A 21,101-nucleotide genomic window follows, 5' to 3' on the forward strand; every position below is an offset into this window, starting at 1 on the left:
TTTATTCTTATTAAAAAAGTCACGTTTTATATTCCGTGACTTTTTTAATAATTGAATTAATAGATAGAGGAAAGGCAATATTGGTTGTGATATTCCTTGTTTGATTTATGACATTTACTGATTATTTACCAAAAACAGTTCCACTTGTAATATTTCTGGTTTGTTTTATGACTTTTACTGATTATAATGTTTGTTATAAATAAGTGAAATACATTTACCAAGGAATAATACTAACTAATTATAAAATGTCTATCAAAACCTTTCTTTCGGTTTTGCATCGTGCTATGTTATAGCTGGGATACAAGTTCTAAATACAACTACACTTCATCCAGTGTACACAAATCATGTATCAAAATCATATTATAAAAATAAAAAACAATGACAAATAAATTAAAAAGCGTTGAATACGGTTTAGAAAAAATATTTGAAGGAGCACAAGACTTTCTTCCACTTTTAGGAACTGATTATGTAGAATTTTATGTAGGAAATGCTCTTCAGGCAGCGCATTATTACAAAACGGCTTATGGATTCCAATCTGAAGCTTATGCAGGATTAGAGACAGGAGTAAAAGACAAAGTATCTTATGTTGTAAAACAAGACAAGATTCGTATTGTACTGACGACTGCACTTAACTCTTCTTCTCCAATCGGTGAGCATGTGAAAAAACATGGAGACGGAATAAAAGTAGTTGCTTTATGGGTGGAGGATGCCAAAAGTGCATTTGAAGAAACTATCAAACGTGGAGCTAAGCCATTTATGGAGCCTACCGTTACTAAAGATGAAAATGGAGAAGCAATACAAGCGGGTGTTTTTGTATATGGTGAAACGGTTTTTATGTTTACAGAACGTAAAAATTACAAAGGAATCTTTTTACCTGGATTTACGAAATGGGAATCAGACTATAATCCGGAACCTGTTGGTCTGAAATTTATTGATCATATGGTTGGAAATGTAGGATGGAACGAAATGGATACATGGGTAAAATGGTTTGAAGATGTAATGGGATTTGTTAATTTCTTATCTTTTGACGACAAACAGGTTTCTACCGAATATTCTGCCCTAATGTCAAAAGTTATGGCAAATGGAAATGGAAGAATTAAGTTCCCGATTAATGAGCCAGCTGAAGGTAAAAAGCGTTCTCAAATAGAAGAGTACTTGGATTTTTATGAAGACGCTGGGGTTCAGCATTTGGCATTGGCTACCGATGATATTATCAAAACGGTAGAGGAAATGAAAAAAAGAGGTGTCGAGTTCCTATCCGTTCCGCCACAGGCATATTATGATGCCATCCCTGATCGCATCAAAGCTCATGCTGACAATTTCAAAGAAGATTTAAATGAATTGCAAAAACTGGGAATTCTGATAGATGCTGACGAAGAAGGTTATTTGTTACAGATATTTACAAAACCTATTCAGGATAGACCTACATTCTTTTTCGAAATTATTCAAAGAATGGGAGCTAGAGGTTTTGGTGCTGGAAACTTCAAAGCTCTTTTTGAATCAATTGAAAGAGAACAGGAACGCAGAGGTACCTTGTAATGTATAATGTGTAATTTTAGTTTGAATATATACAAAGCCCTAAAAAAATAGGGCTTTGTTATTGAGAAAAACGTTGATACAAATATTCATAGATAGAGAAAAAATGGATGACGGATTAAATAAAAACCAATCGATAGGATATCTGGATTTTGATGATAAATCTGAAAATAGTATAAGTAGCAATACGCTGCTTGAAGACTACTATAAAATCATTTATATGGAGAAAAACGGTAGCATTATTGTAGATTTCGTAGAGTACAGCTTTACAGAAAACGCCTTGCTTTTCTTTAGTATTGGCCAGCATTTTCAAATATCCAAGGAATCTAGAGGAAGTATTATTTATTTCAATACTGATTTTTATTGCATAGCTTTCCATGATAAAGAGCTTGCCTGTGACGGGCTCCTTTTTGATAATGTATTCGAGCTGCCTTATCTAAATTTGTCAACGAATCTGGACATACTTTTCCTAAAACTAATATCTTCTATAAAAGTAGAGATTAATAAAAAAGATTTTTGGGCTGAAGAAATGATAAAAACATACATCAAACAAATAATCATTTCAGCAACCAGAACTTTAATAAAATCAAATAATGATAGTCAAATCGTTTCATATGATAAGGAGTTAGCCAGAAAATTCAGCCAATTGGTCGAGCTTCATTATCGTACGAATCATAATGTCTCTGATTATGCAAATATGCTGAATATTACACCTAAAAACCTCAATAGAAAAATTGTATCTGAAAAACAGGTAGCACCAAGCATCATTATTAAGCAAAGAATTATTCTTCAGGCTAAAAGGTTACTTGCTAATACAACCTTAAGCATTAAGGAAATTGCTGATTACCTCGGGTATGAAGACTACTCATATTTTGTGCGATTTTTCAAATCACAAACGGGTCTGCCACCTCTTTCTTTCCGAAACGCTCTTTAAAGAGTTCGTTGAAGGAAAAAAGTCCTATTAAGAATGAAGTATATGCATTGATGACACGTTTTATAGATAGTAATTTTGTCAAGTAATTTAAAACAAATTTAAAAATGAAAGCAAAAGTAACAGCTAAGTGGCAAGGTAATTTTAAAAATGGAAGCGGTAATTTCGATGCAGCACATTCAGCCATTGGAAGCAGTGTTTTTAAACACAATAAATCTGAAGGAGAAAATACCGCTACAAATCCAGAAGAATTGATGGCCGCAGCACACGCTGCATGTTATACAATGACGTTAAACTATATACTTACAAGCAAAGGGATTGAGGCAGAATCTTTAGAAACATCTTGTACAATAACAGCAACCAGCTTCGATATTACGAACTCTGATTTAGTGCTAAATGCAAAAATATCAGGTTTAAATGAAGAAGAATTTTTAAACTATGCAGAACAAGCAAAAGCTATGTGTCCGGTAGGAAAAGCTTATAAATTAGAAGTTTCACTAGTAGCTACTCTAAATTAAGACTAATTTCGTTTATTCTTATTAAAAAAGTCACGTTTTATATTCCGTGACTTTTTTAATAATTGAATTAATAGATAGAGGAAAGGCAGATGAAAATATCTGCCTTCTTAAAAATTACCAAATCTGGATTTTAGATCTGTATCAACAATCCGAGAAGTGAAGACAGTAACAGTACACACTTCCAACAGTTTAGTCTGTTTTTCATAATCAATCAATTTAAAGATAAATTTAAAAGTATTTTGTATTTATTTATAGATGTATTGCCTCACCTAAGGCATCTTCAATAGCATCTTTTATGGCTTCACTCATAGTTGGATGTGGAAAGATAGTATCCAATTGCTCGTGCCATGTTGTTTCCAATTTACGCGCAGTTGTGGTTTGAGCTATCAACTCCGTTACATTATAGCCAATCATATGCGTTCCAATCCATTCTCCATACTTGGCATCAAAAATCACTTTTACAAAGTCTATTAATTAAGTCAATACAAAATCACAAATAATGTACAACTAACACCATTTATTAAAAAATGAAAAAAATTTTTGTCGCAATTGCTCTACTATCCATTTTTGGAGCCACGGAATTGAAGGCTCAATATGCTTCTGAATATGACGGCGGTTTGGTCGTTAAATTAAATCCAGAAGGAAGTAAATATGTCCGATTTATTCTTTTGGGACAAACTTGGTTTCAGGATTACGAAGGAAAACACGCCAATGATGGATTTTCTATCAAACGAGCGCGCGTTCTTGCTTATTCACAAATCAATGATCGATTTATGATTTTAACACATTTTGGTGCAAATGGAATCTATGATAATAATCTTTCTCCGATGGGAAAAAGTACAGATGTATCGTTTTTCTTGCATGAAATGTTTTTACAATATAAGGTAACAAACAATTTAGCAATTGGTGCTGGAGTTCACAATTTTGGTGGAATTTCTCGTGGAAATGGTCAAGGTTCTATCAATATGTTGACCTTAGATAATAACAGAGCTGACTGGTCAACACTTGGTTTGTCTGATCAATTTTCAATTCATTTGGGAATGTTTGCAAAAGGGCGAATTGGAAAACTGAATTATCGTTTAGCATTAAGTGATGCTATTACTAATACTTTAGATGGAAACTCTTCGACAGTTTTAGAAAACGGACAAGAAAAGTATTTAGGAAAAGCGATACTTGGAGAAGGAAAATATGCGGTTTCAGGATATTTTGATTATCAATTTTTAGATCAAGAATCAAATGCTTTACCTTATCGCGTTGGAACCTATTTAGGAACTAAAAAAGTATTTAACATCGGAGCAGGATTTTTCAATCAAAGTAATGCAATTGTCAAAAAAGAAAATGATAATTTGGTTGGAGAAAATGTAACTCATCTTGCTGTTGATGCTTTTTATGATGCGCCAATCGGAAAATCTTCTTCGATAACAGCTTATGCGAAATATCAAAATTCGGACATGGGCGAAAATTATGTACAAGGAAATGTTGTAGGAGATGGAAATCAGTTTTCTGGACATGTCGGGTATTTATTGCCTAAAAACATCAAAGAAGGAGAAGGAAAATTCCGTAATAGAATTCAGCCGTATGTAGGATATTCTTACAGAGATTTCAAAGGTCTAGTAAAGCCTGCAAACGAATTAAAATTAGGTGGAAACTGGTACATTGATGGTCAGAATGCTAAAATTTCTGTAGAATATCAAAAATCTTTCGATCAACCAAAACACATGGACGACATGATAACAATACAAGCAATGATATTATTATAAAAAAACACACAAGAATTAACACAAAAACACATTATTTATGAGCGAAACTGCTAACAAAAAAACAATCTGGAAAGTGATTGGTGCTTCCTCGATGGGAACGCTAATTGAATGGTATGACTTCTTTATTTTTGGAAGTTTAGCTGTTGTAATTTCTACTAAATTTTTCCCTGCTGACAATCCTACAGCTGCCTTTTTATCAACATTAGCAACATTTGCTGCTGGAACTATGGCAAGTAACCTTGTGATAAGTCTTCGCAACAAAGGGTTCATTCGAAAGCGTAGATAACCTTCCATTACTATTTGTCCGGCAAGCGTACCCGTAATGGTACTGCTTTGTCCGGCAGCAATCAAAGCTACAGCAAATAGTTTTGCTGTAAAATCGCTTCCGAGGTGCTGTGGCAATAATTCATAAGCCTGCTTTAGCTCTGCCACGTCGGAACGTCCGGTTTTATAAAAAACTGTAGCGGCAAGAATTAATATAGCTGCATTTACAAGCAATGCCATATTTAGAGCAATGGCACTATCCCAAAAATTGAGCTTAATTGCTTTTTTGATACTGGCATCATCACGATTAAATTTACGTGTCTGCACCAGTGCAGAGTGTAGGTATAAATTATGTGGCATTACCGTTGCACCGATAATACCGATAGCAATGTACAATGCAGTATCATTCTGTATATGTGGTATCAGTCCTGTTGCAATTTCATCTACATTAGGGTCAGCTACCCATATTTGTACAAGAAACGACATTCCTATAACGAATATCAAACCGATGATAAAGGCTTCGAGCTTGCGCATTCCCCATTTTTGCAAAGTCATCAACAGGAATGTATCTAAGGCTGTAATAGCAACACCCCAAATCAAAGGCATTCCCGTGAGCAACTGTAAACCAATTGCCATCCCCAATATTTCTGCAAGGTCTGTCGCAACAATAGCGACTTCAGCAAGTATATATAATACAAAATTTACCTTCTTAGGATAAGTTTCCCGGTTTGCCTGTGCCAAATCTCTATTTCGAACAATCCCTAACCTGGCAGACAAGCTTTGTAGCAACAAGCCCATAATACTACTCATTACTAAAACCCAGAGTAATGAGTAGCCAAATTGGCTACCACCGGCCAAGCCTGTTGCCCAGTTGCCTGGATCCATATATCCGACACTGACAAGATAAGCCGGTCCAAAAAAAGCCAAAACTCTTCGCCAGCGAGATTGACCAGGAACAGTCGTGTCTACAGAATTATGTACTTCGCTTAATGAAGATTGTGATTGTTTTTTAGCCATTTCACAAATATTTTTAGGATAAAAAACTGCCGCAAGATTTCTTGCGGCAGTCTAGCTTCTTAGTTAGAACTTCATCTTTTGAATTCGAACCGCATTTAGAATAGCTAATAAAGCTACACCTACATCTGCAAATACGGCTTCCCACATAGTGGCTAATCCTCCTGCACCGAGTATAAGCACTATTGCTTTTACTCCGAATGCCAATGCTATATTTTGAAAGACGATTTTTTTAGTCTGTTTTCCGATATTAATAGCCATTGGTATTTTGGATGGCATATCATCCTGAATGACAACATCAGCAGTTTCAATAGCGGCATCACTACCTAATCCTCCCATTGCAATCCCAGCATCACTCAACGCAATAACAGGCGCATCATTTACACCGTCTCCAACAAACGCCACGCTGCCATTACGGGATTTGATTTCCTTTACTCTATTAACCTTGTCTTCAGGTAATAAATCTCCGTAGGCACTGTCAATGCCCAACTGTCCCGAAACAAACTGAACAACGGTATTTTTATCACCACTCAACATTGTGGTTTTTACACCCATTTTACGCAGCTTTTCAATTGCTGCTTTTGCATCTACCTTAATGCTGTCCGAAATGGTTAAATATCCTACAAACTTTCTATCATAAGCAACAGCTATTACCGTGTAAACGATGTTTGCGGTATCTGCATCATGGCTGATGTTGAATTTATCGAGCAATTTGAAATTACCTACTAAAAGCTCTTTACCGTTAACGGTGGCTTTTAATCCGTGTCCTGCTATTTCTTCAACATTTGCTAAATTTACGTCGGCATCTACCTCTCCCCAATAATTGTGGATTGCCGTTGCAACAGGGTGTGTACTTTGACTTTCCAATACGTTGACGAGGTTGAGAATTTCGTCTTTATTGAATTCTGGTTTGATAAAGACTTCCTGTACTTTGAAAACACCTTCGGTGAGGGTTCCCGTTTTATCCATCACTACATTTTCTACTTTGGCAAGAATATCAAGGAAATTAGACCCTTTAAGCAGAATACCATTTCGACTTGCGGCCCCAATACCACCAAAATAACCCAGAGGGATGGAGATTACCAAAGCGCAAGGACAAGAGATAACAAGGAATACCAATGCTCTATACAACCATTCACTGAATACATAATTATCTACGAAAAGTGCGGGAAGTAAGGTAATAGCAATAGACAGATATACGACTATCGGCGTATAAATTTTGGAAAATTTACGGATAAACAACTCCGTTGGTGCTTTTTGTGATGTAGCATCCTGAACCAGTTCCAAAATTCTGCTCAACTTACTATCCGAATAATCGGTTGTTACCTTTATTTGGCTTACGGTGTTGAGGTTAATCATACCTGCCAATACAGTTTCACCTTTACTTTTTGTATCAGGTTTGCTTTCTCCTGTAAGGGCTGCTGTATTGAAAGAGGCGGTTTCTGAAATTAACTCCCCGTCCAATCCTAATTTTTCGCCCGGCTTTAATTGAATAACATCACCTATGTAGGCATCTTCAGCTTTTACAACAATAGGCTTACCTGCTCTGATAACCGTTACCTCATCAGGGCGTTGGTCTAACAGGGCTTTAATATTACCTTTTGCTCTTGATACTGCAATAGTCTGAAAGACTTCGCCTACGGAGTAGAACAGCATTACAGCTACTGCTTCAGGATATTCGCCAAGTGCAAATGCACCGATTGTTGCAATAGCCATTAAGAAAAATTCTGAAAAGAAATCTTTGTATCTGATACTTTCAACAGCTTCTTTGATTACTGGCAACCCAACAGGCAAATAAGCGATAACGTACCAGGCAATTCTAACCCAACCCGTGAACCAGGTTTGGGGAAAGTAATTATCAAAACCAATAGCAACAAGTAATAAAGCTAAAGATATACCCGCAGGCATAAATAACTGAAAGGTGGTTTTACCCTCTATGTCGTGACTGTGGTCGTGGTCATCACCGTGGCTGTGCCCGTGGTGATCGTGATTGTGTCCGTGGTGGTCGTGATTGCGTCCGCTTTTTTCTATATGGTTGTGGTCATCATCACAATGTTTAGTATCGGCTTTACTGCAACTTTTGCCGCCAGTGTGTCCGTGTCCGTCATCGGAATGATTAGCATCTTTCAGCAAATCTGATGCACCTGCATTTTTATAAATCTTTTCTGTTTTCAAACAGCATAGTTGATTTCCCTGTGTATCATATTTATGTTTATGCTCTTTTTTATTTACCAGGTTCAGACTATCGTCTGTACTACAACATATTTTTGACATATCTAAAATTTTTTTTATTTCTATTTGTAAAACAAAATTACTCTGCCATTTTGGGAACCTGGTTGCAAAAGCGAAACAGCTACCATTTTAGCAAAACCCTTATATTTGATTTACTGGCTGATTGCTTATTAGGAACAATCAGAGGGTATTTGTTATTTTAGTGTGCGTGAGCGTGACCGCCACCACCTGATAATTTCGCATTGATGAAAAACGCACCTTTGGTAACTATCCTTGCATCTTTGGGAATTTCCGTTACTGGAGTAATGCTCGTATAACCCATTTCTGTAACACCTGTAACCACTTCAATTTTTTCAAAATTTACCGTGCCTGCCGCTTCCTCTTTATGCGCTGTCTTTTCATCGCCGTGGTCGTGCCCGTGTCCGTCTTCTTCTCCGGCTGCCTGCGGCTTTTTGTTGGTAATGACAAAGATGTATTTCTTACCGTCCGCATCTACCACCGCATCATTTGGAACTGACGGGGAAAGCACATTGTTGAGGCTCACAATCGCCGTAATGTTCATCCCGTCAATCAGTCCCTTTACATTGCCTTTTACACGGGCGTGTATGGGAATGGTTTTGCTGTCGTTTTCAAACGCCGAACCAATACCGTATATCACGGCATCGTGCTCGTTTACCGGATTATTGGTCAGGGTAAAATGTATGGTCTGCCCGGTTTTCAGCAAGGGCAAATCTTTTTCAAATACATTCAAATGCAAATGCAGGGAACTGTTATCTACAATTTCAGCCACAGGCGAAGAAACATCTACATAGCTGCCGATTTTGCCGTACACATTGCTAATGGCTCCGCTAATGGGGCTTGTAACTATCAGTGAGGATTTAAGTGAACTGTTGCTGACTGAATTTGGATTGATGCCCATTAGCTGTATTTGTTGATGCAAAGAGGCTTTGCGGGTTCTTAACGCATTGAGTTCGGCGGTGGCATTTTGCAGGTTTTTCAATGCCCCGGCATTGCCGGTGTTCAGTTCTTTTTGTCTTTGCATTTCCTGTTCGGCAAAAGTTATTTTACTGTTGATGGTCAGGTATTCTTCCTGCAACTGGATAAACTGCGGGTTGGCAATGGTGGCAATAACCTGTCCTTTGCGTACATAGTCGCCAATCTGTACATTAATAGATTTTATCACGCCACCGTATAAAGAGGTAGCATTTGCCTTGCTACTGTTGGGCAAACTCAAAATACCGTTCGCTTTAATAGTGGCGGTTAGTTCTTTCATTTCCACCACACCGTATTTGATACCTACAGCTTCAATCTGTTGGGGCGTAAGTGCCGCAACGGTGGCAGCGCCCTCTTCGGCTCCGTGCTCGTGTCCGTGCCCTGTATCGGCTTTTGCTTCCGTTTTGTGCTCGTGGTTATGACCGTCTTCGCTTTCCTTTTTTTGACTATCTCCACAGGCGGTCAGGGAAACTGTAAAGAGTGCTGCTAAAAACATTTTCGATATATTGTTCATCTTATTTGTTATTAAGGTAATTGTATTGAATTGCTGAGTGATTGTAACTGTTCAGAACGTCCAGATAATTTTGGCGGATATTGATTGCCTGCGTTAAGAACTGGCTTAGTTCTGCAAAGCTGATATCTCCCGAGCGGTAGCTTTGTGACGCCGCTTCGGTAATATCCTTTGCCTGTTGCAGTCCCGATGTTTCAAAGAAGCTCAACAAAGCCATATTCTTTTCCATTTCTGCGATGGCAGATTTCTTGTCCGTTGCCATTACCTGCGTTTGGTAAGACAATAGGTTTTCCTGTACTTCCTTTTCCTTGTTGGCTACATTCACTTTGTTTTTATACGCACCTGCACCAAACAACGGGAAGCCTACCGAAACCGAAAAGCCCGTAAACGGGTCTGAAACGCCGTACAATCTCTGGCTGAATACCCTTGCTGAAAATTCGGGCAAATTGCTTTTCTTTTGTATCTTGATATTTGCCGCCGCAACGCTTACATTTTGCTGCTGCAACTGCAATACCGGGTGTACATTGTTTTCATCATACAAGTTCGTTTCCAATTTCTGTAACGGCTCATCTATTGGGAGTATCCATTCGTTACGATTGAGCAATACCATTAATTGCTGTTGCTGTATTACAATTTCCTTATTGTTCTGCTCCACGTAGGCTTTTAACTGTTTGAGTTGGGCATCTGCCGCAATCTGGTCGAGCTTTGCGACGTCGCCCGTTCTAACCCGAACCTGTGTTGTATTGAAGAGGTTGGTGTAAATGCTGTCAAGGCTTTTCAGTAACAGATTTTTATCCTGCAAAAACCACAACTGGTAATAAGCGGTTCTAACGTCTTTTCGGATATTGGCATTCATAACCTCTGTATTCAATTCGGAATATTTTAGCTGTGCTTTTAAATAGTCCTTGCGGGCAGCATATAAGCCGGGCCACGCAATACTTTGCGTAAGCCCGATTTTCCATATACCCGTTTTGTCCGATGGTCTTAAATCTTCATTTTCTACAAATACCTGTGTCATTGGTATATCGTTAGCGGTCTTTACATTGTATTTAGCCGCATCAATCTCCGACTTATTGACGTTGACCTGCCCATTGCTTTGCAATGCGGTATTAATAGCAGTATCTATGCTTACCCTTTCCTGGGCATTGGCAGTGGTCATACCTCCGATACCCAGTAAAAGAGCGATTACGGTTGTTTTCACACCTTTACTGTTTTTGAAATTAAATTTTGAATTGAATATGATGTAGAGCAATGGCAATACAAACAGGGTAAGAAATGTAGCCGTTATTAATCCGCCAATCACTACTGTAGCCAATGGCTTTTGTACTTCTGCCCCGGCACTGGTGCTGATTGCCATCGGCAGGAAGCCCAGTGATGCTACCGTTGCCGTCATCAATACCGGACGTAACCGGATTTTTGTTCCCTCGATTGTCCGTTTTATCACATCATCCAAACCGTCTTTTTTCAGTTGGTTGAATGTGCCTATCAATACAATACCGTTCAATACGGCAACACCGAACAGGGCAATAAAGCCGATACCTGCGCTAATACTGAAAGGCATTCCCCGCAGCATCAAAGCAAACACACCGCCGATGGCACTCATCGGGATGGCAGTAAATATCAAACCTGCCTGCTTGAATGAACGGAATGTGAAATAAAGCAATGCGAATATCAATAACAGCGATACTGGTACGGCAATCATCAGGCGGTTACTGGCTTCTTTCAGGTTCTCAAACTGACCGCCGTAAGTAAAGTAATACCCTGTGGGCAATTTTACTTTTTCGGAAAGCTGCTGCTGAATATCGGTAACAACGCTTTGCACATCACGTCCGGCTACGTTAAAGCCAATCACAATGCGGCGTTTTCCCGCTTCACGGCTGATTTGTGCGGCATCCAATTTGTAATTGACATCAGCAACCTGCGATATGGGTATCTGAAAGCCTGTATTAGTTGGTATCATCAGGTTCCTTACATCTTCGATGCTGCTGCGGTGTACGCTATCCAACCTTACCACAAGCTCAAACTGCCTTTCGTTCTCATAAATAACCCCGGCTGCTTTACCTGCAAATGCGGTACTCACAATATCGTTTACCTGTTGTATCGTCAGCCCGTAATTTGCCATCCGGGTACGGTCGTAGTCGATGTTAATCTGCGGCAAGCCGTTTACCTTTTCCACCTGTGGCGGTGTGGCTCCTTTTACCTGCTGTACTACTTCGCTAACCTTATTGGCATACACGCTTAACGTGTCCATATTCTCCCCGAATATCTTAACGGCAACGTCCTGACGAATACCTGTCATCAATTCGTTGAAACGCATCTGTATCGGTTGGTTCTTCTCAAAGAAAACGCCCGGAATAACGGACAGCCTTTCCATCATTTCATCCCCTAACTCGTTGTAGCTTTTCTTGCTTTTCCATTCGTCCTGCGGTTTGAGGATAATCATCATATCCGTAGCTTCAGGCGGCATCGGGTCGGTAGGCACTTCGGCAGCTCCGGTCTTGCCGACTACCATTTTAACCTCGTCAAATTCTTTAAGAATGCGGGATGCCTGCATCGACGTTTCTATACTCTGATTGAGCGAACTTCCCTGAGGTAAAATACAGTGAAAGGCAAAATCTCCCTCCTGCAACTGCGGGATGAACTCGCCGCCCATTCTGCTGAACAGAATAACGGCAACTACAAATACCGCAGTGGTAACGCCCACTAACCAATATTTAACCCTGATAGCTTTCTGCAACAAAGGTTGGTAGAAGCCTTGCAGCTTATCCATAAACTTGTCGCTGAAATTCGGCTTGTCGTGCCCTTTTTTCGGCAGGAACAACGCACACATCATTGGGATATAGGTCAAGGACAATATCAATGCGCCGAAAATGGCAAAGCCTACGGTTTGCGCCATCGGTGTGAACATTTTACCCTCAACGCCTACCAACGTCAGGATTGGGATATATACGATAAGGATAATGATTTCGCCAAATGCGGCACTTGTCCTGATTTTGGAAGCGGACAAAAATACTTCCTCGTCCATTTCGCTTTGGGTCAGTTTATTGGTGGATTTCCGCAAGCCCAAATGGTGTAGGGTTGCTTCCACGACAATAACGGCACCGTCCACAATCAAACCGAAGTCAATCGCTCCCAGGCTCATAAGGTTGGCACTAACGCCAAACACGTTCATCATCCCCAATGCAAACAGCATCGCTAACGGAATGGCTGATGCTACGATTAGCCCGGCTCTTAGGTTGCCCAGAAACAGCACAAGCACAAAAATCACAATCAAAGCTCCCTCAATCAAGTTCTTTTCCACTGTGTCCATTGCCCTGCCTACTAATTCGGTACGGTCTAAATACGGCTCGATGGTTACATCTTCCGGTAATGATTTCTGAATGGTGGGTAATTTCTCTTTTATCCGTTTTACCACCTCGTTACTGTTCTCGCCTTTGAGCATCATTACCACACCGCCCACGGCATCTACTTCTCCGTTATAGGTTAGTGCGCCGTAACGCACGGCACTACCGTAACGCACATCGGCTACGTCTTTAATAAAAATGGGTGTATGCCCCGTGATTTTTACGGGTATATTTCTAATATCTTTCCAACGAAGTAGCCAAGCCCACACCACGGATAAAATAAGCGTTAGGCTTCTTGTCGATATATGCACCGCCCGTATTCTGATTGTTTTGTTCCAGTGCGTTGAATATGTCGGGAATACTTACGGTCATCGCTCTCAATCGGTCGGGGTTTACCGCAACCTCGTATTGTTTCAATTCTCCGCCAAAGCTGTTTACTTCGGCAATGCCTGGCGTGCCGTACAACTGGCGGGCAACAATCCAATCTTGCATTGTACGCAGGTCTTTGGCGTTGTACTTATGCTCGCTGCCTTTTTTGGGGTGGATGATGTATTGATAGACTTCTCCAAGCCCTGTACTTACCGGAGCCAGTTCAGGCGTGCCGATACCTTTCGGAATTTTTTCTTCGGCTTCTTTCAGTTTTTCATTGACCAACTGCCTTGCAAAGTAGATGTCTACATTTTCTTTGAACACTACCGTAACGACGGAAAGCCCGAACCGGGATATACTTCTTGTTTCTACTAAATCGGGAATGTTGGCGATGCTCTGCTCAATGGGGAACGTAACCAACTGTTCCACTTCCTGCCCCGCCAGTGTAGGACAGGCAGTAATAATCTGTACCTGATTATTGGTAATATCCGGTACGGCATCTATTGACAATTTGGTTGCACTCCATACGCCCCAAATGATAAGAACCAATGTCATTATAGCAATGACGATTTTGTTCTTGATGCTGAATTTAATTATACTATCTAACATTTGAATTTGTATTAAGCCTGAAATGTTTTGTATTTGGTGTCTACTGCGGATATTCCATCATTAAAAAGCAGCCGGAATATCGGTCGTCAATCATAATGAGAATTACAGGCTCCCGCAGTTCGTCGAGGCTTTCATCGTAGAAGAAGTCATAAGATTTCATCAGGGCTAAATTGCCAATGATGACTTCGTGCCCGTTTACAAATCCTTTGATACCATAACCAGGTATCTCTTCAAATTTTTCGACCTTGTAATCGGATAGCGTGATACCCGGAAGAAATTTGAGCAAACTGCTTGCTATACGGTGCGTGGAATGGGATTGCATTGCTGCCGTATAAGCAATCACGATTTCTTTTTCGGGTACTGCACATTCAAAGGAAATTACATCAAACAGGCGGTTGCTTTTGTAGGCTGTATCTATATCTGCTGAATAATGATTTTTTATTGCCATTGTCATATTATTTTAATTTACAAGGCAAAATTATCAGTCGGTTTTGGGAACCTGGTTGCAAATACAAACAGCCATATCGGGAAATATGGCTGTTTGTAAATTTAAAGATGAGTATCATAAAATATTATTTTGTTTTAACGAACCTCGAACATTCGTTGCACATTCCTTTCATTACAAAATTGATACTCTCCAACAAAAATTTGTCGGGCAACTGGATAGGCGGAATGGCAATACTTTCGAGGCAGAAGGTATTCTTGCATCGGTTACAGTTAAAGTGCACGTGCAAGTCGCCAACGGTGCACATACAGTTATCGCTGCAAATAGAATACTTCATTGCGCCGGAGCCATCATCAATAGTATGAATGAGTAGGTTATCGTGAAAGAGGGTCAACGTCCTGAATATGGTCGATTTATTGACCGTTTCCAGTTCGGTTTCCAAATCAGTCAGGCTGAAAGCCTTTTTAAAGTCAGACATTCTTCTAAAGATTAACAGCCTAACCGAAGTTGGTTTTATGTTCCTGCGCAATAGTTTTTCTTCTAAATCTTTCATTTTGTCATTGTCGGTTTTAGAACCGTATTTAAAATCTAATGTAAAATTATAGAAGCTGCTATGCACAAGTATTATAATTTCCTTTGATAAATTTGTGATTTTTACTGTTAGGTTTTATAGGTAATGGATATAACCTATTTCGGGCAGGTATTTACAGTCTTCGCAGTTGTCATACGCAACGGTTGCTTTTTCGGGTTGGTCAAAATTGATTTCCAAAAACGCATTAGAAAATAACGCATATGGCGGGTATTCCGCAATGTGATTTTTCAGCATCTTGTGGGCTTCTACCACTGGTGCTCCGTAGAGCTTCTCGAATTTCCCGATTTTGTATTTGGTAAATTCCCCGTAGTGTACAATTATCTTTAATGATAAAGGAATTTCTATTGCCAGTTGTAATGCGAGGCGTTTGCATTCCTTTTGAAAATCGTTGTACATCTGTTCTATCTGCATCAATGTTTCTTCAAAGGTGGGCAGGTTGTGGTACTTGTAAAAAAGTATCGCATCGCCCTCAACCTCGGAAATTTCAAGGCAAAGGATATTGCTATCCATTACTGATTTGAGCAGGCTTTCTGTTATGTATTTTCCAACAAACATATTTGATTTGATAACGAAATCCGTAAAGCCTGAAATGTCGGGTATCATTATCATACCGTTTTTATTGGCAGTATCGTGTTGCATTTATATCATCGTATTAACCATTAAAAATGCAGGGGCTTGTTACCGTCCCCCGCAAATTGAGTGTATCTCACTCCAACAAAAACTATTTTATCTGCCCAGTAGCTTTGTGGTACACAGCTTCGGCTATTTTGTACCGTATTTTTGCATCCAACATATTGCTGTATGCTCTTTGCCAAAGCGTTTCAGCTATCAGCACATCTTCTCCGGTAATGGTTCCGGCTTTAAAGCGGTCATTGCTCAACTTCAAATTTTCGTCGGCTTCAATTAATGACGCCTGCATCAAATCAATGTTATTCGCCTGCAATTGCAGATTAAGCATTGCGTGCTCAATCTCCACCGTGATTTGGCTTTTCAGTTCTTTCAAACCGTATTCAGCCGAACGTATATTAGCTTCCTGCTGTTTTACTTTTTCTTTTCTGCTACCCCAGTCAAAAACCGGGATTTTCACGCTTAGCATACCAAAGTAGGTTAGCATATGGTTTTTGGTCGGGTCGCCAAAGTTAATACCCTCTTTTCCAAAGGCAGCCATTCCATTGAGCGATAAGCCTACCGATGGTTTCAGGTCGGCTTTGAGCATACTTTTGGTAAGCTGGCTCATTTTAATGCCATTGGTTGCCAACTCAATTTCCGGTCGGTTCGCATCGACAGCATCCAAAACACCCTGCTTAGAAAAGTCGCCCGTACTCAATGTATCGGCTACGTCTATACCTGTTGGGGCTTCCATCCCGATTAACTGGCTCAATCTTCTTTTTGCCAGGATGAGCTTATTCTCCGCAGCCTGCAAACGGGCTTCGTTTTCATTCTGGAGCACCTTTGCCCGCAATACATCGTTTTTGTAAATCAATCCTGCCCCAAACTGGTTGTTCAGGAATGTATAATGCGAAGCCAGTTGCTTTTTAACCTGCTGTTCCAGTTTGATTTCTTCCTTAGCCTGCACTAAAAGCCAGTAAGCGGTTTCGGTAGCCAGTAATACTTCGTCTTCCACCAATCGTTGTTGCGCATTGCTCATCTGTATATTGGTTTCTGCCATCTGCTTGCCGTACTTAATCTTACCGCCTGTGTAAATCGGCTGTGTAACGCTGACCATCGGTGCAAACCCGTATTCGGGCAGCATTGTGTTCAATGGCTCGCCAAAGTAAAAGGCGGTTGCCGAAGCATCCAGTTTTGGTCTGCCTGCCACATCCGCAATCAGCTTGTCGGATTGGGTGGCAATTACGTCTTCTTTAGCTTTGCCTATTCTGTTATTGTTTTTTAATGCCAGTTCTTTGCTTTCCGCAAGGGTTAGCTGCTGTTGTGCAAAGAGGTTGTTTGTTCCCTGCAAAAGAACGAAACCGCATATAAAAACCTTTATGACTGTTTTATATCTTTTCTGTAACATAATCCCTTTTTATGATAAATATTTTTGGTGGTGAACATCGGTATCGGTATTGCGCTCGTGCTGTTCATCCGATTGTTTGTTTTTAGGTGGTTTTACGAACCTGTAATACAGTACCGGAACGATAAATAATGTGGTAATCATTGATACCAGAATACCGATTGAAATGGTACTTGAAATCGGTCCCCATTCCGGCGAGCCACTCGCCATTAACGGTATCAAACCGATTGCTGCCGCCATTGAGGTAAGGAAGATTGGTCGCATTCTTCGTTTAGCTGCAAACAGGGCTGCTTCTCTAATCGTATGACCGTGCTCCCTTACCAGTTCATCTGCATAGTCCACGAGGATAATCCCGTTACGGACTACGATACCCAGTAAGGCGGTAATACCGATGATTGCCATAAACCCGAACTCGTACCCTGTAAGGAACAAGCCCAACATTGCGCCCAGTAAACTCAACGGGAACGAAGCCAGTACAATGAATACTTTACCCACACGCTTGAACTGGAATAACAGCACAAGGAAGATGAGAACGAAACTTATCATAAAAGCCTTTCCCATTTTGGGACCGCTTTCCAGTCCATCCTCATACTCGCCGCCGTAGGCAATCTTAATGCCTTTAGGCAGTTTCAGGCTGTCAATTTTAGGCTGTACTTCTGCAAATACTTCTGCGGGTTTTCTGCCCAACTGCGCTTCGGAAGAAACGGTTAAGGTTCTTAACCCGTTACGGTGTACAATAGCCCCAGTATGCCACGACGGTTGTAAATCTACCACCTGCTTTAGAGGAACCTTAGCACCGAATGTTGAATTGATGTACATATTGCCCAAAGCATCCAGATTTTCCCTGTCGCTTTCGTCTGTACGCAATACAATGTCGATGGCTTTATTGCCCTCCCACATCTGCGATACCGGGTATCCTTTTATCTTTGCACCCAATGCCTGTGCTATCTGCGCTTTGGTAACGCCCAAACGCAAGGCTACATCTTCTTTAACCACGGCTTTCAGCCCTACATAATCATTCTGATAATCGGTGCGCACCCAGTTAGAACCTTTAGTGTTTTCCAGTAATGCTGCAACCTGCTTGGCTACTTTTTTCTGCTCGGTCATATCCTTGCCAATCACACGGATTTCAATCGGTGCGTGCTGCTGCTTCTTGCTTAGCTGCCTAACCCGCACATAACCGTTCGGCAGGTAGTTGTTGAATTTCTGTACATACTCGTCTATCATTTCTGCCGTTGCATCTTTGCTTGTGGTATTGATGAATACCTGCGCAAAGTTTTCCCGTGGGTGCTCCGGTGCATAGGTAGAGTAGAAACGTGGCGAGCTTGTACCGATAAAACTTGCTGTGTTTACAATGCGCTTATCGCCTGCAATTTCCTTTTCTATCTTCTTAACGGCTGCTTCGGTTTCGTGGATATTCGTACCGTTATCCATCCACAATTCAAGGTTGAACTGGTTTCTTTCCACGATAGGGAAAAATTCGGTTTTAACCTGACTACCTACCACGAAAGACAGTAAGAAGATAACCAAACCTGCTACCAACGTAGTTTTCTGCCATTTCATACAGAACTCGATTGCCCGGTCGAAACCGTCCTGCATCCGGTCTAAGAAATTGCGTTTTTTGGGTTTATCATCGTGCTTTTTCAATCCTTTTTTCAGGAAGTGGTAACACATATACGGCGTAAGGAACAAGGCTACAAGGAACGAAACCGCCAAAGCTATGCTTACGGTAATCGGTATCCATTGCACAAACTCTCTCGTAAGCCCGGTAAGCGTAAATGCCAACGGCAGAAACGATAGGACAATGGTAAGCGTAGCCGTGAAAATGGGAACCATCAACTGCGTGGCACTCTGCCAGGCGGCAGTCCACGACGGTATTTTTTCGTCCACTTTCTCGATGTAATTATCCACTACGATAATGGCATCATCGACCACCATCCCCAGTACGATAATCATTGCCGCCAAACTAACCTGGTGCATTTCGATACCCAACAAATTGAGGATAGCAAATGTTACGGCAATGGTAACGGGTGCTGCAATGGCTGAAATGGTGGCAACCCTGAACGGCAGCAGGAGCATTACGACCAAGATAACGGCTGCAATGGCGATACCGAACTCGATAAAGAAATGCCCCAAATTCATATCAACCACTTCGGGTTGGTCAACAATGGTGCTGACCTGCACATCTGATGGCAGGATTTCTTTTACTTCAGCAACTTTCTGTGTCAGCGCATTACCCAAATCGACAATGTTCTGTCCGGGCTGCATTTCTACGGTCAGCATCATTACATCGTTTCCTGAAACGGTAATTTTGCTTTTCAGGTCTTCATATCTTCTCTCGATGTTGGCTATATCCCGCAAACGGATATTGCCGCCCTGCGGGGAACTATATACAATCAGGTTCCCGATTTCATTTTCATTCTGATACTGCGCATCCGTGAAAATAAGGAAACGGTTTTTGTCAATTTCAATATCGCCACTCGGAATAGTTACATTCTGTTGGCTTAATGTGTTTGTGATTTCGTTGATACCGAAACCGTATTGCTTCAATACATCTTCTCGCAGGGTAATAAATACCTGCTGCTTCTGTCCGCCGTAACGCTTGATTTTGGAAACGGACGGTATCGTCTTAATGCCGTCTTCCAGTTCATCCAAATAGTTTTCCAACTGGGCGTAAGAACGACCGGGGGCTGATACGGCAATCATCTGAACAACCACATCGCCGAAATCGCTGTTCACATACGGTCCCTGTACGCCCCGTGGCAATGCTAAAGGCATATTGGCATCCAAACCGTGCTGTAAAGTATTCCAGAATTTTTTGGTGTCCTTTACATAGTCCTGCAATTCTACCGTTACAACCACCTGTCCGGGCTTACTTTCCGAATGGGTTTTTTCTTTTTTGATTTCCTCGAAACCGAACAGGTATTGTTCCAGCTTGTCGGTTACTTCTTTCTCTATCTGCTCTTCGTCGGCTCCGGGGTAGAAAGCCACAACAAGCCCCTGTCTAACTGTTACACGGGGGTCTTCACTTCTCGGCATCGTCATTAATGAAATTAACCCGGCAAACACCATAATAACGGTAATCGCTATCGGTACTTGCGGAAATTTCATTGCCGCTTCAATGAGGTTTATCTTTCTTTTCATAAATTATTCAGATTTTGGGGCTGATGCTGTTACCGATGTAGTTTGCGCTTTTACTTTCTGCCCGTCTTTCACGTTATTTTGCCCGGCAAGGATAATGGTCTGGCTTTCGTTAAGACCATCGGTTATAATAACCGCATCGCCTACGATTTTGCCCACTGTAACCCTCGTCAGCTTAGCGGTGTTGTTCTTATCTACCACGTACACGTGCGGGATTTTATCTACATTGTTGATGATGGCGGTAAGTGGTACACGTACCTGCTTAACCTTTACCGGGACGCCTGCAAGCACTTCGGTAATCATTCCCGGCATCAGCACGCCGCCCGGATTGTCCAAGCGTACTTTAAGGGTAAATGCTTTTGAAATTTCATCGGCTACGGGATTAATGATGGTGATTTTACCCGTGAAATTGCGTTGCAATGTAGGAATATTCACATCTACCTGCATCCCTTGTTTAAAGCTGCCGATTTCGCTTTCGGGTACGGCAAACTGCGCATATACCATATCTGTTTTTACAATGGTAAAGGCAGGAACGCCCGGTGCTGCCATACCGCCAACCTCGGCAGTTTTCACGGTAATTATACCATTGGTAGGCGAATGCAAACGGCTGTCGGCAATGCGCTTGCGGTTGATTTTTTTGTTGGCTTCTGCCTGCGCTACTTTGGTCTTGATGTCGATGTAATCCTTTTCAGGGAAACTTCCTTTTTTGTACAGTTCATCAAATCTTCTGAACGCATCCTGGCTCTGCTCTAAACTGGCATTGGCAATCTGCAATGCCGCTTCGTACTCGGTGGCATCAATGCTTGCAAGAAACTGTCCTTTGCTCAC

At 41.0% G+C, this 21,101-nt stretch carries 12 protein-coding genes and 4 pseudogenes; 5 read left to right on the forward strand and 11 right to left on the reverse strand.

All coding sequences use genetic code 11. The features are described 5' to 3' along the window. Nucleotides 1-378: 378 nt before the first annotated feature. The 3 genes from hppD to NQQ59_RS20350 all read left to right on the forward strand — a co-directional run bounded on the left by hppD (nucleotide 379) and on the right by NQQ59_RS20350 (nucleotide 2,985). A complete protein-coding gene (gene hppD, locus NQQ59_RS20340) occupies nucleotides 379-1,539 on the forward strand; it encodes a 4-hydroxyphenylpyruvate dioxygenase (RefSeq protein WP_159333301.1) in 1,161 nt (386 codons plus the stop codon). Between the two features lie 103 nt (nucleotides 1,540-1,642). Continuing rightward, nucleotides 1,643-2,470 carry a helix-turn-helix domain-containing protein gene (locus NQQ59_RS20345; RefSeq protein WP_257698422.1) on the forward strand — a complete coding sequence of 276 codons (828 nt, stop codon included), beginning with the start codon at nucleotides 1,643-1,645 and terminating at the stop codon, nucleotides 2,468-2,470. A gap of 104 nt (nucleotides 2,471-2,574) precedes the next feature. Continuing rightward, complete coding sequence (locus tag NQQ59_RS20350; RefSeq protein ID WP_038330952.1) at nucleotides 2,575-2,985, forward strand: OsmC family peroxiredoxin; 411 nt, start codon at nucleotides 2,575-2,577, stop codon at nucleotides 2,983-2,985. A gap of 249 nt (nucleotides 2,986-3,234) precedes the next feature. Here the strand turns inward: NQQ59_RS20350 and NQQ59_RS20355 are convergent. Further along, nucleotides 3,235-3,450, reverse strand: a pseudogene (locus tag NQQ59_RS20355) (dihydrolipoyl dehydrogenase); the annotation flags it as partial. A 62-nt stretch (nucleotides 3,451-3,512) separates the two neighbouring features. Between NQQ59_RS20355 and NQQ59_RS20360 the strand changes: the two are divergent. Both NQQ59_RS20360 and NQQ59_RS20365 read left to right on the forward strand, forming a co-directional pair. After that, nucleotides 3,513-4,745 (forward strand): hypothetical protein, encoded by a 1,233-nt coding sequence (locus tag NQQ59_RS20360; protein WP_219071568.1) that lies wholly within the window; start codon nucleotides 3,513-3,515, stop codon nucleotides 4,743-4,745. Nucleotides 4,746-4,782: 37 nt separating this feature from the next. Beyond that, a pseudogene (locus NQQ59_RS20365) lies at nucleotides 4,783-4,968 on the forward strand (MFS transporter); the annotation flags it as partial. Here NQQ59_RS20365 and NQQ59_RS20370 read toward each other — a convergent pair. The 10 genes and pseudogenes from NQQ59_RS20370 to NQQ59_RS20410 form a co-directional block, all read right to left on the reverse strand. Further along, a pseudogene (locus tag NQQ59_RS20370) lies at nucleotides 4,923-6,026 on the reverse strand (Nramp family divalent metal transporter); the annotation flags it as partial. The pseudogenes NQQ59_RS20365 and NQQ59_RS20370 overlap by 46 nt on opposite strands. A gap of 63 nt (nucleotides 6,027-6,089) precedes the next feature. Beyond that, a complete protein-coding gene (locus tag NQQ59_RS20375) occupies nucleotides 6,090-8,297 on the reverse strand; it encodes a heavy metal translocating P-type ATPase (protein WP_219071567.1) in 2,208 nt (735 codons plus the stop codon). Between the two features lie 157 nt (nucleotides 8,298-8,454). Then, nucleotides 8,455-9,762 carry an efflux RND transporter periplasmic adaptor subunit gene (locus NQQ59_RS20380; RefSeq protein WP_066434357.1) on the reverse strand — a complete coding sequence of 436 codons (1,308 nt, stop codon included), beginning with the start codon at nucleotides 9,760-9,762 and terminating at the stop codon, nucleotides 8,455-8,457. Nucleotide 9,763: 1 nt separating this feature from the next. Further along, nucleotides 9,764-14,081 (reverse strand): annotated as a pseudogene (locus NQQ59_RS20385) (CusA/CzcA family heavy metal efflux RND transporter). Between the two features lie 40 nt (nucleotides 14,082-14,121). Further along, nucleotides 14,122-14,529, reverse strand: a complete 408-nt coding sequence (locus NQQ59_RS20390; RefSeq protein WP_146193372.1) for a hypothetical protein — start codon at nucleotides 14,527-14,529, stop codon at nucleotides 14,122-14,124. Nucleotides 14,530-14,653: 124 nt separating this feature from the next. Then, nucleotides 14,654-15,079, reverse strand: a complete 426-nt coding sequence (locus NQQ59_RS25360; protein ID WP_082738301.1) for a Fur family transcriptional regulator — start codon at nucleotides 15,077-15,079, stop codon at nucleotides 14,654-14,656. A 114-nt stretch (nucleotides 15,080-15,193) separates the two neighbouring features. Further along, nucleotides 15,194-15,757, reverse strand: coding sequence for a DUF2652 domain-containing protein (locus NQQ59_RS20395; RefSeq protein WP_066439821.1), 564 nt, complete (start codon nucleotides 15,755-15,757; stop codon nucleotides 15,194-15,196). An 82-nt stretch (nucleotides 15,758-15,839) separates the two neighbouring features. Beyond that, nucleotides 15,840-17,135, reverse strand: coding sequence for a TolC family protein (locus tag NQQ59_RS20400; protein WP_066439822.1), 1,296 nt, complete (start codon nucleotides 17,133-17,135; stop codon nucleotides 15,840-15,842). Between the two features lie 9 nt (nucleotides 17,136-17,144). Then, complete coding sequence (locus NQQ59_RS20405; RefSeq protein WP_066439828.1) at nucleotides 17,145-20,276, reverse strand: efflux RND transporter permease subunit; 3,132 nt, start codon at nucleotides 20,274-20,276, stop codon at nucleotides 17,145-17,147. Between the two features lie 3 nt (nucleotides 20,277-20,279). Continuing rightward, entirely contained in the window at nucleotides 20,280-21,101 is an 822-nt protein-coding gene (locus tag NQQ59_RS20410; RefSeq protein WP_257698423.1) for an efflux RND transporter periplasmic adaptor subunit, read from the reverse strand.

This window comes from Flavobacterium panacis (assembly GCF_024649945.1).
Classification (GTDB): domain Bacteria; phylum Bacteroidota; class Bacteroidia; order Flavobacteriales; family Flavobacteriaceae; genus Flavobacterium; species Flavobacterium panacis.

Coding starts and splice junctions, on each gene's coding strand:
- NQQ59_RS20395 (WP_066439821.1), bottom strand. CDS start 15,757: ATGCAACACGATACTGCCAATAAAAACGGTATGATAATGATACCCGAC.
- NQQ59_RS20345 (WP_257698422.1), top strand. CDS start 1,643: ATGGATGACGGATTAAATAAAAACCAATCGATAGGATATCTGGATTTT.
- NQQ59_RS20405 (WP_066439828.1), bottom strand. CDS start 20,276: ATGAAAAGAAAGATAAACCTCATTGAAGCGGCAATGAAATTTCCGCAA.
- NQQ59_RS20390 (WP_146193372.1), bottom strand. CDS start 14,529: ATGGCAATAAAAAATCATTATTCAGCAGATATAGATACAGCCTACAAA.
- NQQ59_RS20400 (WP_066439822.1), bottom strand. CDS start 17,135: ATGTTACAGAAAAGATATAAAACAGTCATAAAGGTTTTTATATGCGGT.
- NQQ59_RS20360 (WP_219071568.1), top strand. CDS start 3,513: ATGAAAAAAATTTTTGTCGCAATTGCTCTACTATCCATTTTTGGAGCC.
- NQQ59_RS20350 (WP_038330952.1), top strand. CDS start 2,575: ATGAAAGCAAAAGTAACAGCTAAGTGGCAAGGTAATTTTAAAAATGGA.
- hppD (WP_159333301.1), top strand. CDS start 379: ATGACAAATAAATTAAAAAGCGTTGAATACGGTTTAGAAAAAATATTT.
- NQQ59_RS20380 (WP_066434357.1), bottom strand. CDS start 9,762: ATGAACAATATATCGAAAATGTTTTTAGCAGCACTCTTTACAGTTTCC.
- NQQ59_RS25360 (WP_082738301.1), bottom strand. CDS start 15,079: ATGAAAGATTTAGAAGAAAAACTATTGCGCAGGAACATAAAACCAACT.
- NQQ59_RS20375 (WP_219071567.1), bottom strand. CDS start 8,297: ATGTCAAAAATATGTTGTAGTACAGACGATAGTCTGAACCTGGTAAAT.